This is a genomic window from Herbaspirillum sp. 3R11 (genome assembly GCF_004563925.1).
Taxonomy (GTDB): Bacteria; Pseudomonadota; Gammaproteobacteria; order Burkholderiales; family Burkholderiaceae_D; genus Herbaspirillum.
On record NZ_SPNJ01000006.1, the window covers coordinates 288,891 to 307,240 of the forward strand.

At 48.5% G+C, this 18,350-nt stretch carries 20 protein-coding genes and 4 pseudogenes; 16 read left to right on the top strand and 8 right to left on the bottom strand.

Features of this window, described 5'->3' with window-relative positions; genetic code table 11:
- Positions 1-8: 8 nt before the first annotated feature.
- Positions 9-509 carry a 3'-5' exoribonuclease gene (locus E4P32_RS23360; RefSeq protein WP_116436294.1) on the top strand — a complete coding sequence of 167 codons (501 nt, stop codon included), beginning with the start codon at positions 9-11 and terminating at the stop codon, positions 507-509.
- Here E4P32_RS23360 and E4P32_RS23365 read toward each other — a convergent pair.
- The gene (locus tag E4P32_RS23365; RefSeq protein ID WP_135008791.1) at positions 469-1,326 is read right to left on the bottom strand and encodes an MBL fold metallo-hydrolase; all 858 of its coding nucleotides are present in this window, start codon (positions 1,324-1,326) and stop codon (positions 469-471) included. The genes E4P32_RS23360 and E4P32_RS23365 overlap by 41 nt on opposite strands.
- 278 nt (positions 1,327-1,604) lie before the next feature.
- Here E4P32_RS23365 and E4P32_RS23370 point away from each other — a divergent pair, with 278 nt between their 5' ends.
- The 3 genes and pseudogenes from E4P32_RS23370 to E4P32_RS23380 all read left to right on the top strand — a co-directional run.
- The gene (locus tag E4P32_RS23370; RefSeq protein WP_116436295.1) at positions 1,605-1,967 is read left to right on the top strand and encodes a transposase; all 363 of its coding nucleotides are present in this window, start codon (positions 1,605-1,607) and stop codon (positions 1,965-1,967) included.
- Positions 1,946-2,764: an IS3 family transposase gene (locus E4P32_RS23375; protein WP_233526762.1), complete on the top strand. Its 819-nt coding sequence runs from the start codon at positions 1,946-1,948 to the stop codon at positions 2,762-2,764. Before E4P32_RS23370 ends, E4P32_RS23375 begins: the two co-directional genes overlap by 22 nt.
- Before the next feature lie 119 nt (positions 2,765-2,883).
- Positions 2,884-3,219 (top strand): annotated as a pseudogene (locus E4P32_RS23380) (helix-turn-helix domain-containing protein); the annotation flags it as partial.
- A 34-nt stretch (positions 3,220-3,253) separates the two neighbouring features.
- Here E4P32_RS23380 and E4P32_RS23385 read toward each other — a convergent pair.
- A pseudogene (locus tag E4P32_RS23385) lies at positions 3,254-3,376 on the bottom strand (helix-turn-helix domain-containing protein); the annotation flags it as partial.
- 372 nt (positions 3,377-3,748) lie between these two features.
- Between E4P32_RS23385 and E4P32_RS23390 the strand changes: the two are divergent.
- The gene (locus tag E4P32_RS23390) at positions 3,749-4,441 is read left to right on the top strand and encodes a hypothetical protein (RefSeq protein ID WP_116436297.1); all 693 of its coding nucleotides are present in this window, start codon (positions 3,749-3,751) and stop codon (positions 4,439-4,441) included.
- The gene (gene csx15 / locus E4P32_RS23395) at positions 4,438-4,827 is read left to right on the top strand and encodes a CRISPR-associated protein Csx15 (RefSeq protein ID WP_135008792.1); all 390 of its coding nucleotides are present in this window, start codon (positions 4,438-4,440) and stop codon (positions 4,825-4,827) included. The genes E4P32_RS23390 and csx15 overlap by 4 nt, the downstream gene beginning before the upstream one ends.
- 400 nt (positions 4,828-5,227) lie before the next feature.
- Here csx15 and E4P32_RS23400 read toward each other — a convergent pair.
- From E4P32_RS23400 to E4P32_RS23415, 4 genes and pseudogenes are all read right to left on the bottom strand, one after another.
- A pseudogene (locus E4P32_RS23400) lies at positions 5,228-5,551 on the bottom strand (helix-turn-helix domain-containing protein); the annotation flags it as partial.
- A gap of 189 nt (positions 5,552-5,740) precedes the next feature.
- Positions 5,741-6,013 (bottom strand): hypothetical protein, encoded by a 273-nt coding sequence (locus tag E4P32_RS23405; RefSeq protein ID WP_116436298.1) that lies wholly within the window; start codon positions 6,011-6,013, stop codon positions 5,741-5,743.
- A gap of 442 nt (positions 6,014-6,455) precedes the next feature.
- Positions 6,456-6,668: a hypothetical protein gene (locus E4P32_RS23410; protein ID WP_116436299.1), complete on the bottom strand. Its 213-nt coding sequence runs from the start codon at positions 6,666-6,668 to the stop codon at positions 6,456-6,458.
- Between the two features lie 182 nt (positions 6,669-6,850).
- A complete protein-coding gene (locus tag E4P32_RS23415) occupies positions 6,851-7,255 on the bottom strand; it encodes a response regulator (protein WP_116436300.1) in 405 nt (134 codons plus the stop codon).
- 331 nt (positions 7,256-7,586) lie between these two features.
- Between E4P32_RS23415 and E4P32_RS23420 the strand changes: the two genes are divergently transcribed.
- From E4P32_RS23420 to E4P32_RS23455, 8 genes are all read left to right on the top strand, one after another.
- Complete coding sequence (locus E4P32_RS23420) at positions 7,587-7,817, top strand: hypothetical protein (protein ID WP_116436301.1); 231 nt, start codon at positions 7,587-7,589, stop codon at positions 7,815-7,817.
- Between the two features lie 17 nt (positions 7,818-7,834).
- A complete protein-coding gene (locus E4P32_RS23425; protein WP_116436302.1) occupies positions 7,835-8,059 on the top strand; it encodes a hypothetical protein in 225 nt (74 codons plus the stop codon).
- 90 nt (positions 8,060-8,149) lie between these two features.
- Positions 8,150-8,545: a hypothetical protein gene (locus E4P32_RS23430; protein WP_116436303.1), complete on the top strand. Its 396-nt coding sequence runs from the start codon at positions 8,150-8,152 to the stop codon at positions 8,543-8,545.
- A 631-nt stretch (positions 8,546-9,176) separates the two neighbouring features.
- Positions 9,177-10,277: an MBL fold metallo-hydrolase gene (locus E4P32_RS23435; protein WP_199525689.1), complete on the top strand. Its 1,101-nt coding sequence runs from the start codon at positions 9,177-9,179 to the stop codon at positions 10,275-10,277.
- Complete coding sequence (locus tag E4P32_RS23440; protein WP_135008793.1) at positions 10,268-11,029, top strand: hypothetical protein; 762 nt, start codon at positions 10,268-10,270, stop codon at positions 11,027-11,029. The genes E4P32_RS23435 and E4P32_RS23440 overlap by 10 nt, the downstream gene beginning before the upstream one ends.
- 185 nt (positions 11,030-11,214) lie before the next feature.
- Positions 11,215-12,114, top strand: a complete 900-nt coding sequence (locus E4P32_RS23445; protein ID WP_116436306.1) for a hypothetical protein — start codon at positions 11,215-11,217, stop codon at positions 12,112-12,114.
- Between the two features lie 171 nt (positions 12,115-12,285).
- Positions 12,286-14,019 (top strand): VPA1262 family N-terminal domain-containing protein, encoded by a 1,734-nt coding sequence (locus E4P32_RS23450; RefSeq protein WP_116436307.1) that lies wholly within the window; start codon positions 12,286-12,288, stop codon positions 14,017-14,019.
- On the top strand, positions 14,016-15,428 hold the full coding sequence (locus tag E4P32_RS23455; RefSeq protein ID WP_116436308.1) for a hypothetical protein: 1,413 nt from the start codon (positions 14,016-14,018) through the stop codon (positions 15,426-15,428). The genes E4P32_RS23450 and E4P32_RS23455 overlap by 4 nt, the downstream gene beginning before the upstream one ends.
- 57 nt (positions 15,429-15,485) lie before the next feature.
- On the opposite strand, the pseudogene E4P32_RS23460 reads toward E4P32_RS23455, so the two are convergent.
- Positions 15,486-16,421, bottom strand: a pseudogene (locus E4P32_RS23460) (YifB family Mg chelatase-like AAA ATPase); the annotation flags it as partial.
- 10 nt (positions 16,422-16,431) lie between these two features.
- On the bottom strand, positions 16,432-16,674 hold the full coding sequence (locus tag E4P32_RS23465) for an accessory factor UbiK family protein (protein WP_016836063.1): 243 nt from the start codon (positions 16,672-16,674) through the stop codon (positions 16,432-16,434).
- Between the two features lie 517 nt (positions 16,675-17,191).
- Here E4P32_RS23465 and E4P32_RS23470 point away from each other — a divergent pair.
- Together E4P32_RS23470 and E4P32_RS23475 are read left to right on the top strand one after the other, a co-directional pair.
- The gene (locus tag E4P32_RS23470; protein ID WP_116436309.1) at positions 17,192-17,992 is read left to right on the top strand and encodes a TorF family putative porin; all 801 of its coding nucleotides are present in this window, start codon (positions 17,192-17,194) and stop codon (positions 17,990-17,992) included.
- 11 nt (positions 17,993-18,003) lie between these two features.
- A complete protein-coding gene (locus E4P32_RS23475) occupies positions 18,004-18,342 on the top strand; it encodes a P-II family nitrogen regulator (protein ID WP_007884397.1) in 339 nt (112 codons plus the stop codon).
- Positions 18,343-18,350 lie beyond the last annotated feature (8 nt).

An 18,350-nucleotide genomic window follows, 5' to 3' on the forward strand; every position in this document is an offset into this window, starting at 1 on the left:
TGCATCTTATGGCATTGAAAATATTCATTGATACTGAGTTTACCAATTTTGAGGATCCGGAATTGATCAGCATTGGGCTTGCAGCCGAATCAGGAGAGGAGTTCTATGCTGAATTGCCCTTCTCGATACGGGACTGCAGCGAATTTGTACGTGAGGCTGTACTGCCAATGTTGGGGCAGACTCCGCACGCTGAATGCACTTTGAGTGACATCTATTCGAGGATAACCAACTGGTTGAACCTGGTTAGGTCTGGTAGCAAAGATGTGGAGATTTGCTTTGACTATCAGACCGATTGGGAACTATTCCGGCAGGCGCTCGATAATAACGTTCCTTCGTGGTGTAAGCCGAGGCTCGTTTCGGATCAAATTAACGAGCTCTTGCGTTACGATTACCATGAGAAGAATCAACTACCGGAGCATCATGCACTACATGATGCTCAAGCAAACCGGTATGCTTTTAGAGAGACAATCAAAGTACAAAACATTGGCCGTTTTCAAATCGAAAAATAATTTCACCATCGCGTCGTGTAGTTAGTACACGTCGCCTATCTTGTCCTCGAAATCCGAAAATTCCCCGAGCTTTAGTAGCGTAGTACGAAACTGTCTCTTGGGACTGATGTCTCTTGGCACAATCAGAGATCACCACCAAGGCTGGGTTGCATCCATATTCGTCGAACATGGATTCGCACTTTCCATTTTCTCGCCCATGATGAGCAGCTATAAGCACGTTAATTCCAGGCATAAGCCGAGAAAATTTTGGCTCGCTTAGCATGTTCAGGAAACCAGATTTTTCCATGTCTCCTGGAAATAAAAAATTAAATCCAAGTATGTTTAGATGCGCAACCAACGAAAGATTGTTTTCGGTGTCCCATTCAGGCCAATAATTCCAAAAATAGCTAAGATCTAATCCAGGAATAATCGGCGGCGTTTGAACTAGACCTTGATCTCGCCTTTCTTTTAAAGTTTCTACAATTAGGGAAATGCCATTCCCCATTCCATCTTCGGTTTTGAGGTGGTCAATTATTTCGGGGGGGACGGATGGATTCCCTAAAATGCAGCCGACGGTGATTCCTTGATCACGAAGATTCGGCGCACCACTTGCGTGATCCTCATCATAGTTTGTACAAATCAATAAATCGATATGGCTAACGCCATATTGGCGAAGATGATTTCCTGGATGCCAAGAGCCTTCTTGAAAATTTGAAGAGTGGCCGCAATCGATTAGCACCCTTTTGCAAATGCCAGATTGCATGGTGGGCATGGTCAACAGGGCGCAGGCACCATGATCAACATCGAAAATTTGGAGAACACCATCCTTTATATCCATCGCTAATCCTTCGAGATTGAGTCAGCGTATCTTCTACGAGAAAAATATTCTCTTTGCTTGGTCTTCGTGAACTGCTGCATATTCCAATGAATTTGGTCACATAGTTCAACAACATGGACATCGGCTGTTCAGCAACGCGGACAATCGACCAACGAATAGACGTGCCCTGTTGATTTGCATCTAACACTGACCCACTTTTGGAGTGAACCCCTCGGGCTGGACCTAGGCCAGTCGATGAAGTGATACGCTTGTCGAGCCTTCTCAGGAGGAGCGACACCATGGCAGAACGAGGACCATATCGGCGGCACAGTCTGCAGTTCAAGATTCAGATCTGCAGTGACGTTCGTAGCGGCAAACTTGGGCGGCGAGAGGCGCTCAAGACGCACAACTTGTCAGCCAATCTCATGCAGATGTGGCTGGGGCAGTTTGATCGCGGCGAGCTGGATCGGGAAGACGCCGCTGCATCAACGGTTGCGGAGTATGAAGCGCACATTGCCGCTTTGGAGCGGAAGGTCGGCCAGCTCACGATGGAGCTCGATCTCCTTAAAAAAACACCACGGCTGCAACTCGTCAGCAACAACGAGAACTCATCGATCATCAGCGGCCCCAGGCCTGCTCCATCCGACGAGGCTGCCAAATGATCGATCTGCCACGAAGCACTTATTACTATCAGCCAACGCAGACAGCTAAGCAGCTAAATGATCTAGAGCTGGCGGAGTTGATTGGCGATATCCATGATGTGTTTCCCGGTTACGGCTATCGGCGCATCACCCTGGAGCTCAAGGCACAGGGCCACATTATCAATCACAAGCGTGTAGCCAGAGTCATGCGGGAGAACGATCTGCATGCGCATCACCGGCGCAGGTTCAAGCCTGTTACAGGCTCTGAGAGCAATCTCGCGGTATTCCCTAACCGTTACCGCAATATCATCCCTGCGGAGCCGGATCGCGTCTGGGTGGCCGATATTACCTACATCCGTATCGCTTCTGGCTTTATCTATCTGGCAGTCGTTCTGGACGCCTGCAGTCGCAAGGTGATCGGCTATGCCATATCCAAACGCATAGACACGCCTCTGGCCCTGGCTGCGCTGACGACGGCCTACAATGGTCGTAAGCCGCCGTCTGGTACATGCATTCATCACACAGATCGTGGATGCCAATACGCTAGCGCCTTGTATCGGGAGGCGTTGGAACAGTTCGGTTTGCTTGGCTCGATGAGCGCGCCGGCCAATCCTTACCAGAATGCACAAGCCGAAAGCTTCATGAAGACGCTTAAAGTCGAAGAGGTCTATCTGGCGGGTTATGAGAAATTCAGCGATGTGGCCATGAGGCTGCCATACTTCATTGAAGAGATATACAACGAACGGCGCATGCATTCGGCGCTGGGATATCAATCACCGAACCAATTCGAAGCACAACTCGCTCGGCAAGCGGCTTAGTTTCTCGGTCAACCTTGGTCCAGCTCGAGGGGTTCACTCCATTTAGCTCCAATTTTGCATCTAAAGTTGACCCACGTTTAAGACACAATCCTACCTAAGCAATTCGGTGGGAGATTGGAGTGATCGACGTGGCACTACTAAGCATTATTCGACGCTGGCACCTTCGCGACCAGGTCTCTTTAAGAGAAATATCCAGACGACTCGGTATTTCGAGAAACACGGTGAGACGCTATCTACGCTCTGAAGCGGTAGAGCCTGTCTATGCAGAACGCAATACACCGAGCGCGCTGGACAGATACGCCCTCAAGTTATCCGCTTGGCTTAAAACAGAATCCAGTAAATCCCGGAAACAACGGCGCAGTCTGCGACAGTTGCATGCAGATCTATGTGTGTTGGGTTTTGAAGGTTCGTATGATCGCGTTGCTGCCTTCGCTAGGCAGTGGAAGGTGGATCAATTAGGTAGGGTCAATTCGGCGAGCAAAGGAACACAATGGTTTCCGCGCGGATGTACCGCCTGACTGTGTTGCGTGAGATGCCTAAACGCCTGGCGATCTCTCGGAATGGGACCTGGTCACGAAGGTGCCAGCGTCGAATGATGCCAAGTAATGCCACCTCGATCACTTCGATCTCCTGCTTATGGTCATAAGTAGAATTGTGTTCTAAACGTGGGTGAATTCTCGGTGCAAATTATGCGGCTAAGGGGGTCACAGTTTTCGACGCAAATCAACAAGCGGTCATCTAACACGGTGTCATAGCCTTTTGTTGCCGGAAAGGAAATTGTTCTCTACACTGAGTTGCCATCAGCTATTAGCTGTCTCTGCCCGTCTACACGGAGTTTTATATCCCTGTTAAATCGGGCGATTCGTCGGATGGCATCGTTTATGCGGCTAAGCGACCGCGCGGCGATAAGGCATAACGGCCACTCCGTCCATCGGCGCGAGTGATTTGTTAAATGTACGGCAATACATTACCAGGCAACATGATATGCAGCTTAATCGCAGAGAAATTTGGAAAGACCCAGTTTGGAGTAAAGTCATAGCGGCCCTTATTCTCGGGACTGCTAGCGTTATTGCGATTACATTTATCCCGGACTGGGAAACCAAGATCCCAGCTCTCCTTCGCTCCGAGATTAATATCAAGATATGGCTTTTGGTCGCGATGATGTTAGCCATGATCGTCGCTTGTTGCTACTTCAAGAGCGGCCGTCAAGAAAAAAATGAAAATATAACAAGTGCACAGTGGTTTGCGGAAATAGAAGAACAGATTAGAGACTGCAATTACGCAAGAATATATCTAAGAGAATTTACGCATCCAGACAAGTTTCGTTCGGAGCACAGAGAATCATTGTTCTCATTCATGACGTCTCTTGCCAACAGGCTAAAAGCGGGCGCCGATATAAAAATCATCGCCTATCATGACACTCCTTCAGAAAAGTCTGGCGTCGACTGGCTGAAAGTAGAAGTGCAAGACGACAAGGCTCTGCTTGAGAAAATAAAATTAATACAGATACAGCCGACCTCAAACGCGTCATCCATGTACTTATTCGACAATGGAATTGTTATCTACAATCGTCGCTCCAAGAGTAATTACACATATCATATTGACGACCAAAAGGGATCCATCGTTCATCTACTAATTGAGAATGGCTTCGCTATGACGGAGAAAGGGCTATCGTGATTTCGGCACTCATCAACTTTTCAGGCCATCCACTTAATCTTACGGCTCGCAAAGAGCTGGAAGGCATTCATACTAAGGTTATTGACGTTAGACCAGTTGAGATTTCATTTGATGAAGATATCGAAAAACAAATTTCCCAACTTATATCAAGCCTTCCTATTAGGATAGATGGATCTTTTTCTATCACGATCATACCTCCGGGGCAGGCAACGTTTGCCATTCTCCTTGTAAGCTATCTTCATGGACTAATTGGGCATTTTCCTAATATTTGCTATCTGGAACGTTCAGCAAAGGGTATTTATGTACCAAAAGCAGAATACGAGATTCAACCGCAAGATATTAGGGCCGCCGGAAGAAGATTTAGGAGTTCACAAAACGATATATAAAATTTTTGTCGAAGAGACAGCCCCAATATTTGGGACTGCACTCGCAGTAGTTCTGAACTCGTTCTCGACTTGCACGACGTCACAAAAAAGGAAAGACATGGAGAGCTGGTCGATTGATATAGGGTGCAGAGTTGGCGATGCTATTGATTCTCTGGAATGCCCATCAGCACAATCGAGTCTGGAAAATTCCGACGATGTACTCGTACTATGCACAGGAAGCTAAGTGGAATGGCCGGATGGCGATGTCCAGTCAAGTTGAGTCTTAGTTTTCAACATAACCGACTTTTGGATTTTCGATGGCGAGCACGTCTAGGCACAATGAATCAGTAAAGATTGAAAAATGCAGAATATTCTTTGTTGATTTGCTCGCGGAATTGACCCTCTCCAATTGATCCACCTTCCAGCGTCTCGCGAAGGCTGCAACGCGATCGTACGACCCCTCGTAACCCAATGATCGCAGCTCTAAGTGGAGCTGCTTTAAGGTACGGCGCTGCTTGCGTGATTTAACCGCCTCAGTCTTTAACCACGCTGAGAGTTTTAGTGTGTATTTGTCTAGAGAGCTCCGGGGACGCCTATCTGCATAGGCTGGCTCGATGGTTTCAGCTCGGATATACCGCCTGACGGTGTTGCGCGAGATGCCTAAACGTCTGGCGATCTCTCGCAATGGGACCTGGTCACGAAGGTGCCAGCGTCGAATAATACCTAGTAATGCCACGTCGATCACTCCGATCTCCTGCTTATGGTCATAAGCAGAATTGTGTTCTAAACGTGGGTCAATTCTCGGTGCAATTTATGTGGCAAATGGAGTGAACCCCTCGGGCTGGACCAAGACCATCGGCCATCGCTCGATGGCCGGTGCTGGCCGGTTGCGGAATTTCAGCGGGAATGGTTCTATCCCCTTGGTCTGAAAGACCTATATCGTTCGAGGCAGCATTGCGATAGCCAAGTCAAAAACTCGCGTAGCTGTGCTTTCGTCTGGATAGAGCGCATGCCGAATTGCTTCCAACTGATTCCGAAAATCGGAAAGAAGCTCCTCAGGGACTTCGCCAACCGTAATGCAAAAATGATTGCAGGCCTTCACAACTGTTTCGCGCACTTTGTCGTCGACCTGGTCTCCTTCTTCAGCAACGATCGCGTACGTTTGGATGAGCGCAACAAATCGCCGCACAATTGAAACGTCTGACATCCCGTGTTCTCCCACACAATGACTTTAATTTTGAACTCATTATAAAGAACAAGAAAAATCAGAGGATACCGATAGGAATTTACAGATTTAGGATACGTCGGCGTCCGGCGAAATCACAGTGCCGAGAGGTGGTATTGCCGGCTGAAAACGCGCGAAATAGCCCAGAATTGCGCGCCTGATCGCTAGTTCATTTGGATTCGTACTCGGCTATCGTTGACTCAGCTGTTCCCCAACAGCCGGCCATCCCCTCATGGCCAAGCCCCTAGACTTCTTCCCAATCGGAGGTCTGGGGGCTTTCTCATTGTGGACTCAGACTGCTGTGGATTCACTGAGATCGAGGATGAAAATCGCCATCCCGCAGCTAGCGAAAACGCTCCGTCGATGTCAGACGATATGAATCAAATGCTTTGCCGAACGCTAGTTCCTTGCGACTTGGATCGGCTTACTGCTCGATCGGTGGCATTTTATCGATCCATTTTTTTGCGGCTTCGATACCAAGACGAAGAACATCTTCCTTGTAGCTCATAGGGCTCCGTTTGGCGGTAGGACGCCAGCAGTTATCTATTGAAATTCGGTAAAGCCATTTTCCTGTTTGAGGCTGTACTAGCTGAATGAGGACTTTCCTGTCTTTGTAGTTAAATTCTTCTTGCTCCATATGCCTCCCATTCTTAGAAGTCAGATATCTCTTTCACTAAATGCCGACTAGTCGGTCCTCCAATTGAACCGAACGTTGGGCGGATAGATAGCGAACTCTATCGTACGTATCCGAGCAGCAGGCCGTTAGTCGGAGTTTCTCCGCAAGATAACGGAACGTGATTGCTTTGCTAGGTAGGAGAGTTACGAGGCCAATTGAGCACGACGTGCGGCGATCTTCTCAATCTTGTCGTTCAATGTCGAAGCGTTGAAGGGCTTGACGATATAGCCATCCGCGCCTGATTCCGCTGCCATGACGATATTCTCTTTCTTGGCTTCGGCAGTAATCATCAGAACGGGCAAATTCGCAAACTTTGGAGTACCGCGAATTTTCTTGAGTAGCGTGAGGCCATCCATGACGGGCATGTTCCAATCCGTGATGACAAACGACACGGGGACCGAACCTGACTCCAGGAGCTTCCAAGCACTGGATCCATCATCCGCGTCAGTCATCTTGGTGTACTCAAGTTCCTTGAGTAGGCCCATTACAATTCGGCGCATCGTCGAAAAATCATCGACGACTAGGAAGTGTTGGTCAGTCTTAGGCATCTTCTTTCCCCCAAGTATTGTCGCAGCCCCAGCTGAGCCTTGCTGTGTCTAATTTAACCGAAAAAGAAGCGCGCCGTAGAGGAAAAAATTATTTTCCCTGTGGAAATTAGAATCAAAAAAATGCGGAACGCTTATCCACTGAGCAGCCGCAAATTGCGCTTCAAGTTAGCTATAGATTTCCATGTTCAACAGCAGCTTGGGCCGTCTCGCAACTCCTGGATACACGTCTAACGTAATAAATAAAAGAGAATTGCGTCGTCTGGCAATTACATGCAACTATTCCTCTTGTATTGGCGTGACGACAGCCACTTCTTGATATGGAGGCCGAGGAATGACTAACCTTGAATGGGATAAGGTGCGAGGGGAAATTACCGGTTTAAAAGCCGTTCTTTACTCGCTCTGTGCAATACAGACGACAGAACAATCGCAACAGTTTCATGCGGTTTTGCAGATGCAGCTTGATACGATTGAAGCTACTCTTGTTCCGTCGGCAGATGCCACTGTCTTTATGGAAAAAACTGTTGAAGTAATCAAAGGATTCATACAACTGAAAAAGACCTAACCCCTAGGAGGGTGATCATGTCAGACGAAGAATTCGAATACAAAGGTCAGCAAGTCAAAATCCAAATGGTTCAGCCACTGACAGGAGGATGGCTGTGGCAGACCGATATTAATCGGATTCGTCTGGAGTCAGCGCGGCATGCACCCATCAAATATCGACAGGATGCCCTTCAATATGCCGTCATGGAGGCAAAGGAATCCATCGATATCAAAAGCGACGGCAAACCTAGTTCCTTTAGATAACAGTCCCACTTTGATACAGAGAAATAGAGGTGTTTTTTTTCGCGGTTGATGGCGCCGGCATACTTTGGCATAGACATGTGAGGTTCCCAAATGAGTGATACCAAAAACAGTGCCCCGACCGAATCAGCGACCTCCTGGGAAAGAAAAGCAACAACGATCAAATACGTTCTCCAACTGGCATTTGGCTCCTATACGCATATTCGGACAAGTAGTGACAGGTCTGTCGTGCCCGACCGGAAGGCCGTTACTAACGCCGTATTGACGGCCCTGTTGGATATTGATCTGACGTCTTCAGAAATTACAGAATTGTATGCGCTCTTCTCGCTAGCTCAATTAACGGTAATCCGGGAGAACGCCATCATAGATAATCTTTCTGCATTGCTTGATCTGGCATCGGAGTTACAAAACGATGAGCGAACCGAATTTTTGGAGAAGTTCACTGTACTCAACGCTCAAGCGAAGGCTCGGGAGAGCGCCGCGGTTTAGGCAGATGGCGGGAACGTGCCGATCGAAAGTCAGAGAACGGCCAGAAGCCGACATTCCTGTCAAAAAAAGCTTGCTTGAGCGAGCTTTTTTCATATATGGCCCTCCTGATTACAAGTCCCGGCCAGATTCAGAGTCAATCAATGACTTAGTTCGTTTTTTGCTCCGCAATTCGTAAAAAAACACCTGCATGAACTCCACGCTGGGCTAATTATTTGCGGAGCAAGAAATTGAGCGCACCAAATTGCGAGCGCTCTTGTCGAAAATAAGCGCGACGCATAGAGCAATTGGATTGTCAGGGCCTTTCAACCACGCTGCCAAATCTCTGCATCCGGTGTCGTAGCACTGTTTGCGGTGCCGAAATTAATTTCTTGCTGGACCAGGGGACCAACTTGATCTGGTTTGAGCGTCCAGCTCAGACCGAATTCAGTATCCAAGATCTACTGTCGCCTGCAACTGCAGACAAAGGAGCGTCATAAAGCCGCCAGCGGAGATTTCGCTCTGTTGTTCTGCAAATTTACCAACTTAAGTGTAAGTTCTTTGTGAATTGTTTTGCTGCTAATATCGTCCGGTATTCGATAAGCATTGGAGCAAGATATTTTCAATCACAAAGATAATACGCAGGGGGATGTTCGTGCAAAACAACGAGGGATTCGAGGTAGATTTTTTAGCGGTCGGCAATGGTCAGAGAAGCGGGGATGCCATTGCAATTCGATTCGGTAGCGTCGATAACTATCGCGTTCTAGTCTACGATGGGGGAACCAAAGAGGCTGGCACTCAACTAGTTGCCCACATAAGAAAGTACTATGAAACTAATCGCGTTGACTATGTTGTAAATTCTCATCCCGATGGTGATCATGCCTCAGGTCTTTCGGTAGTTCTGGAAGAACTCGAGGTGGGTGAACTATGGATGCATCAGCCTTGGAACTACTCCGAAGATATTCGCCATCACTTTCGGGACGGTCGCATCACAGATGAAAGTTTGGCAAAGCGCCTCCAAGAAAAAATGGGTGCGGCCTTCAAATTAGAGAAGTTAGCCGAAGAAAAAGGTATTTCGATAAAAGAGCCTTTTGCGGGTGAGATTATTGGCGGCATCTTTCAAATTCTTTCGCCCAGTAAAACTTGGTATAGAGATGAACTGATTAAAGAATTTGCTAAATCTCCAGAATTAAAAGAAGCCGTTGCTATTGAAGGATTTGGCACTTTTGTTAGGGGAGTTTTAGATAAGGTAGCCAATTTCATAGAAGAACATTGGGATGTCGAAACCCTTCGCGACGATGTAGAAACCAGTGCTGAAAACGAAAGTAGCGTGATTCTTTTTGGAAAAATTTCTAATAAAGGAATTTTACTGACCGGGGATGCCGGTGTCCGAGCATTGCATGCTGCAGCAGATCAATCAATTCGATTGGGAATTGATTTGCCGAATCAAGTCACCATTGTTCAGATTCCTCATCATGGAAGCCGAAACAACGTTTCAACGGGGACTATGAATCGCGTATTTGGGCAGCCAACGCCCAAAGGAACTACTCTCGAGAAAACAGCTATCGCGTCTGCTGCAAAAGAATCAGAGACACATCCTAGGCGTGTAGTAAAGAACGCTTTCTTGCGACGAGGTTACAAGGTCTTAGTAACTAAGGGGCAGTCGAAAAGACATCCCGTAAACATGCCTGATCGACCTGGGTGGGTTGCGGTAACCTATGAGTCATTCTCTTCGGAGGTTGAAGCATGGGATTAGACATGCTTATAAAAGCCCTTGATCCTTACGAGAGAAAGGCGCGTCTCTATCCAGTATTTATTGCACTCATACCTGTCATCGCGATTGTATTTTGTCTCTATGGTATTGAAAGAAAGTTCGATGCGGCCTTAATGTCATTGTTGGCATCTCTGGGTATTTTCTATTTACTAAGTAGTGTGGGCCGAGAATTCGGTAAACGTCTAGAGGGTGAGCTCTTTAAAAAATGGGGGGGTATTCCCACAACCCAGTTGCTGCGGCATCGCGATTCGAAAATCGATAGTTTTTCGAAGGCTAGATATCACACATTTCTTTCTGAACATTTAAAAATCAATATGCCTTCTATAGCGGACGAGGAGGCAGATCCAACAGCAGCTGACCATATCTATTCTGGATGCATATCGTGGCTTAAGGAAAAAACACGCGACAAGAAGAAATTCAAAATGTTGTCCGACGAAAATGTAACCTATGGCTTCAGGCGTAACGCCCTTGGATTAAAGCCGTTGGCCCTAGTGATACTCATATTTTCTTTTTTTTGGATACTATTCTCAGCGCATATTCTTTCATTGAGCGGTGGTTCTTATCTTGCTTTACTAAATATAGATCGGGCTCCACTTAGCGCGCTTCTTATTACTTTGGTGATGTTTTTAGTATGGGTTTTCTTCTTTACACAAAAATCAGTACATACGGCAGCTTTTACGTACGCGCAACAATTGATTCGCGCATGCGAGGTATTACCCAAAAAAAGGTCGTAAAGATATGGCACGTATCGAATTCGGTTTCGTATCTAGAAAGACTAAGTGAAACGACGAGTCTTGTTGATCAATGTCTGCACAGGTTGTAGAGAGTCGATGCAGATGCTACCGAACCTCAATCGATTGTTAGACGTCGCCTTAGACGCTACGATGGCCCTTCCCTAATAACAAAGACACGGGAAAAAATGGATATTCCGCTTTCTTTAGCATTCCTAACTACTTTTATTCTCATATTGATTCTCGGGATAATCGCTAGAATTCTCTTGGAGATTCTGAAATTTGTTGGAAGTCGAATTGACTGGAGCGGATCAAAGATCGCGAACGCTAGTTCCCCATCTAGTTCATTTAAGCTGTCGCTAAGAATCCTCAATCACTACTTCCCATCAATTTGCCACCCACTGATTCTTGATATCGGGGGGACTCCAACCGGATTTAGAAGCAAGATTTGGGATGCTCTGCATCCTGGTCTTGTTGCAGTAAACCCCGCACGAAAATCGCACGCAAAATATAAAGACATCACACAAGTCCCGCTTGTCTTGCAAGCAGATTTAATTATGATATTTGGGGTTTTAAGGCATCTACCTCCAGCCAAATTGCATGAGATGTTTGAGCGCTCTGCGTTGCTGTTGAAAGACGATGGAACGCTTCTAGTTGCCGAACCAGACCCCATTTCTCCATTAGCGTTGCTGGAAGTGTTGGGTTTTCGTTTGGGGAAGAAGGCAGCGTACGCCTATTCAGCGACAGAGATAAAAAAGGCGTTAAAGAATGCCAACTTTAACTCTACTCTTCCACGATTGGAATTCTCTCAGCCGCTCAATGTACAGCCCTACAATATCTTTGAAGCCAAACATTTTGTCGGTAAAACACACGAGAAGTCCATCGATGGTGTGTGGGGCAGGCGAGCGCTTCGATTTCTTATTCAGTCATTCATTTTGACTACATTCGCTGGGGGCGCATCATATATAGCCGCCGTCGACGCGGGCTATGGAACATCTACTGCACTTCTTTGCTCTTGTTATGGGGTGACGGCGGCGGTAATGATGTTTGTATGCGTAGAGCAATTATGGAAGCATTGGTTTGCGTAGACTGACTAATCATAGAAAAACCGATTTAATCAATACAGATCATTGATCGTCGATGAATGTTTCTGAGCGCAGTACCGGGGAACTAAAGATGTGAAGAATTTGTGGCGGGGCACCCTCAAGCACTAAAAATACCGAATGAGCTATTGACCCTCCTAGTAGTCAAAGGAAAAAATGAATTGGAGTATCGTCCAACATGTAGTACATCTCCAAAAACTGCTCGCTCCTGATTTAATAGGGAACTACAGCAGCTTTGAAGTAACGGAGATCGTCGGATTCAACAGCGGTGCGCCTAAGCAAGCTGTGAATTTTCTAAGTTTGTTAGTAGCTGAACCAGGGGAATCGCCAGATTCTCAGGCTACAGCAAAGCCAGAGTTTCTCAATGGAAGAAAAGCAATTGAGTTACGAGGTATCCCATGGAAATTTGGCATTGTTCGCTATCGACTTTCTATTTCGCAGATTGTTAATTCTTTGCAGCAGTTAGATGCGACAGGTGAATGGAAGCTAACAACGTCTCCGCTTAAAGTCGGAAACCTCATCGCTGTGCCGCCACAATTTGTTCCTTCTGACTCGGTTCATTCACATCCTTGGAATGGGGTGCTGAAAAATAATTTCTGGAATGGATCCCACGTTCTTGAGCTCTACGACTCCGCCAAGATGGACGTGAAGTTTCTCTGGGAAGAGCCAAAGCTCCTGAAAGAGCTTGCTGCACGCATTTTGGAACATGCACGGATCGGGATTGATGGTCTATCGGATCGGCTGGGCAACGTCGTAATTCAATTACCTGTCACTGTCGTGACAACAAAGGTTTCCAGTTCATCGAGTGGTGATTTTTCCGTCCATCCGCATTGGCAACCAGGGAGCGTGGCTCGGAAGTTGCGCGTCTCCTGCGAGAAATATGAAGACTCAACGATTGAGGGCTTCGGTTCGAAAGATACCAATAACACGTCAGTGACATTTCCGATATCGTCTCCAGGAGGCGGTGCTCGCTATATCCTTTGGGATGACCCTAACGAAGTAGTGGTTGGCGCTTCGGGGGAGACCTTGTTCATTACTAGTATTGCCTTGAACATGCACCTAGTTGGTTCGGCAGCAGCAAATAGGGAGTTCACTCTGCCTGCTGCGGATGGTACGTCAAAACCTATTAGCATTCCTTTGTTAGACAAGGTGGCGGCACCAAACATTATCGGTACACCTCATTCAAAGCCAAACGAGCCGTGGAGAACAAAGCGAGTATTTAGGGATAGTTTGCATAAGCTTCGAGAACGAAAAGAATTTGTTCAATACGGAGGTTTGTCAGGAGCTGGTTCAGACGAAGCGTTTGAAGACATACATTGGCTACTTCGCCAGCATGGCAATGTCGGAGCTTGGCTCTGGGATCCGTTTCTTGATGCGAAAGATATTCTCTATACGCTTTTCTATTGTCCGCACGCTGGAGCAGATCTAAGGGCCCTCACTGCAGGAGCGGAGCCTCCCGTTGCCAGAAATAATAGGCCGCCCTATTCTAATGCGGGAATTCTGTGTCAAAAGGTTGAGCATTGGTTTCGCACACATAGATTTTCTCGGTGGATGGGAATGCAGCCATTGAAAGCGACTTCTTCCGCACAATCGTGGAGGGAAAAGCAGCAGGATACTTTCCAACGTGCGCAAGGCAATGGTCTAGGCCTGAATTTAGAGTTTCGAATTCGAGAGGGGCATGCAGGTTGGCAGTTTCATGACAGATTTTTGATCTTTCCTAGCGAAAGTGGCGGTGCGACTGCCTGGTCTTTGGGGACTTCAGTTAATAGTTTTGGGCAAAAGCATCACATTCTTCAGAAGGTCTCAGACGGAGAGCTGATACGGCAGGCCTTTTTAGATCTGTGGAACGAACTTAATAGCGATGACTATTTGGTCTGGAAAACTCCATGAGCACAATCGCAAAGAACCTTGCGCGAAGCGTATTCGATACTAGTACTGAAGAAGGCTTGGCGGTTATGCCTGAATCGCTCAGAAAATTCTTTGAGCAACTAGACACCAGTCAATCCGTAGAAACGGAATCTTTAGCGCACGGTATATATAGCAATTTCCCGTTTCTCGGCCCGTTGGTGTCTGCAGGTATCGTGCCGAATGGCACCTCCATTATGGATTGGGAAAACGCCTTACGTTGGGTTCTAAAAGCACTTCAGAACTGGGACTCAAGCGCGGTTTCCAGACTAAAGAAATTGCAGGTGTTGCTGGTTACCATACATGCTCTTGATGCGAATTCTGCTGGCCTAAATCACATTGCTACCCGAGTCGTTGATGAGCCATTAAAAGTTGACTTGGTTAGGTTTGTCGAGAGTACTGTCTTTGGATCCGGGTTCACAGATAGCTATTTCGAGGAAGCGCATCAAGCAATATTGTCCGCTGCTAAGGAACATAACTTTGAGCGACTGGGTCAGTTAATCCCACATATGATCAACTTTGTGGGTGGTGATTTTTGGTCTGCCGTTGTTCTTCTTTATCGATCGGATCCCGGCCTTCTTGCTAAGGTAGTGATTGAAAAAGATGATGTTCTTTTCTCAGCATTCGTTTGCGAAGTACTAGGAGCTGAATCTATTGTTTTCGCGACTCAAGTTCCGAATATCGTGTTTAAATTTGTTAGCGTTTCTCACTTTCAACATCAGAACGCGGAAAGCCGAGCAGATGGCGGTTCGGATTGCACGTTTGGGACATTGTTGCGACAAGTCTCCCAAACAACTGATTTAAGTTGGAACCGCTGGATGAGTGCGCTATTTAAATATCCAGGACAAGGTTTGCTGTTGGAAAAAGCGTTAGCTTCCGAGCTTGTGACTTTAGACTCGCGTCACTGGACAGCATTCTTTGAGGCTCCTATGTTGAGTTACTCTCATAAGGCAGCGGCCCCTATCGCTAACATTATGATTAGATTCGCTCAGATGGCCTCCGAGGAAAAACGAGAAGCAATGTGGGCCTGTTCTTTTCGAGTCTGGTCTGATTGGAGTTATGGCAAAGGCGAAAGCCAATTTGCTATGTTTTCCCCGATGGCTTGCGCCTTGGATTATCCCGTGAGTATGTATTATTCCTGCTTACCTACTTCTGATCTTCAGGCGAAGGAGGTTCAACTCATAAGAGAGATAAGGGCGGTAGAACAGCAATGGTTCGATTCGGTGACAGATTTAATTACTGAGAGGAACAGACTTAAGTCTCGCTTGCGCCTAGTCCAGCATGCTGTAGCGCTTTCCACAGGAAGTTCTGCAGTACTTCCCCCTCCCATTCAGCCTGAGGTAGATTCTTATTCACGCGAACGCTATCACTATCACAACGTAAATATCGACTAAATCCAAATGATTTAGCTTGCGTTAGGACAGACAACAAAGTTACGCCCTAATGTGGTGCTCATCGAGGAACAGCACGCCGCGATGCGCCAGCGAGATTTCGCCCGGACGAGGCGTGCCGCCACCGCCCACCAGTGCCACGCCGGAAGCGGTGTGATGCGGAGAGCGATACGGACGCACCTTCCAGCGCGCGGCGGAAAAACCGCTGGTCAGCGACTGCACCGCCGCCGATTCGAGCGCTTCTTCATCGGTCATGGGCGGCAAGATGCCGGGGAAGCGCGCCGCCAGCATCGACTTGCCGGTGCCGGGCGGACCGACCAGCAATACGCTGTGGCCGCCGGCCGCCGCGACTTCAAGCGCGCGCTTGGCCTGCAACTGGCCTTTGACGTCGGAGAAATCGAGATAGGCGGGCGCAGCAGGCTTGAGGGTCGGCCGGTGCCGGGTGAGCCGGGCGTCGTTGTCGGCGCCGGGGGCGGCGAAATGGGCGCAGACCTGCAATAGCGAGTCTGCCGGGAAAATGGTGGCGTCGGCAACCAGCGCGGCCTCGTCGGCGCTCTCGCGCGGCAGGATGAAGATGCGCCGGCGCCCATCGCTGTGATGCGAGGTGCGCATGGCGTACGTCATCGCCAGCGCGCCACGGATCGGACGCAGGTCCCCTGACAGAGACAGTTCGCCGGCGAATTCGTATTCATCGAGACCATCGCCGGGCATTTGTCCTGAGGCGGCCAGGATGCCCAGCGCAATCGGCAGGTCGAAACGGCCCGATTCCTTGGGCAGATCGGCCGGTGCGAGGTTGACCGTGATTCGCTTGGCTGGGAATTCAAAGCGCGCGTTCTGCAGTGCGGCGCGCACGCGGTCCTTGGATTCCTTGACCTCGGTTTCCGGCAGGCCGACGATGGTGAACGACGGCAGGCCGTTGGCGAGGTGCACTTCCACCGTGACTTGCGGCGCATGCATGCCCGCCAGCGCACGGCTTTTTAATACGGCAAGACTCATCGGGACCGGATCAGGAGGCTTTCTGGCGGGCTTCGAGTTCGGCCACACGGGCTTCCAGTTCTTCGAGCTTGGCGCGGGTCTTGGCCAGCACCTGCGCCTGAATGTCGAATTCTTCGCGCGTCACCAGGTCCAGTTTGGAGAAACCCTGGCTGAGCATGGCTTTGACGTTTTTTTCAATATCCTTGGCGGGAGAATTCTCGATGGCCTTGTTGATTTTGGACTGAATATCTTCGAAGAATTGTGGTTTGTCCATGATGCGTCCTTTGATTGAGTAGTGACTATCCGACAAGTGTAGCGCTTTCGTTGTCCTGCGGGAAAACAAAGCAGGGTAAGAGGCGTCGGCATGATCGGTGCAACGATGCTGTGGGTGAGAATGGCGCCGCGCCGAAACGTTCAGCGCCGGTCGCGTCGGGCCTGGATGCCTTCTATGCAAGAAAGTCCTTGGTGGAGATTGATTGCATTTTTACAACATTTTCGTGCGTGCTCAGCTGGGTGGTAAAGCCGCACCCAGTCGTGCACCATAAAGAACGAGAAATTTCTCTGTGGAAAATGTTGCGTTGAAATTGTCGCGCACTATTGTTGTGCGGCGATGTTTGTGTTTCACTTTAATGCACTGTTTTTGGGAAAAAAATAAAAAATGCCTAATTGGAATGTTGGTTTGCGCTAAAAAAAGTAACGCAAACCGCCAAAAAAGGGTTGGCATGGCTCCTGCTATACAGGTTGTGCAGAAATGAACAATTTGTTGTTTAACAGAAACCCAGAGGGACGCCATGAAAAAATTGATTCTTGCAACAGCAGTCGCAGCATCGTTAGTCGCCAGCTTCGCCCATGCGGAAGACGCACCTAAGCCAGATAATGAAGTCACCTTCAACGCTGCAGTCGTCAACGACTACCGCTACCGCGGCCTGACACAAACACGCTTTAAACCTGCTGTGCAAGTCGGAGCTGACTACACGCACAATCCGACCGGCCTGTACCTCGGCACATGGCTGACCAACATCAAATGGATCAAGGACAGCGTCGAAGCTGCAGGTAAAAACGGCAAGGGCAATCTCGAATGGGATATCTACGGCGGCAAGCGCGGTGATATCGGCGGTGGTTTCACGTATGACGTCGGCGGCCTGTACTACTACTACCCACGTAACAACTACGCGGACATCCCAGCCAAGAACGCCAACACATTCGAACTGTATGGCCAGGTCGGCTACGGTCCTGCTTACTTCAAGTACTCGCAATCGCTGACCAATCTGTTCGGCAACGTCAACAGCAAGTACAGCCAGTACTTCGATCTGGGCGCCAACATCGACACCTGGTACGGCGTGATTCTCGGTTTGCACCTCGGTCATCAGAGCGTCAAGGGCAGCAACGGCGGCGTATCCAATGAACAATACAGCTACACGGACTGGAAATTCGGTCTGAGCAAGACGTTTGATGATCTGGCCGGCGTTACTCTGGGCGTCGCCTACCTCGGCACCAACCTGAAGGATGGCGTGACAGTCACACCAGCATCGGATGGCAGCAAGAACGTTGGTAAGAGCGGATTCCTGGTTTCCCTGAGCAAAACTTTCTAATTGAGGTCGGTATGAAACTGATTACAGCGATCATCAAACCATTCAAGCTCGACGAGGTGCGTGAAGCCTTGTCGGCGATCGGCGTGCAGGGCATCACCGTGACGGAAGTCAAGGGTTTCGGCCGCCAAAAGGGCCACACCGAGCTGTATCGCGGTGCGGAATATGTCGTGGACTTCCTGCCGAAGACCAAGATCGAAGCCGCCGTCGATGATTCCATCGTCGAGCGCGCGCTGGAAGCCATCGAGGCTGCAGCACGTACAGGCAAAATCGGCGACGGCAAGATCTTCGTACAGGATCTGCTCGACGTTATCCGCATCCGTACCGGCGAAACCGGCAAAGACGCTCTTTAAGGGGGAAC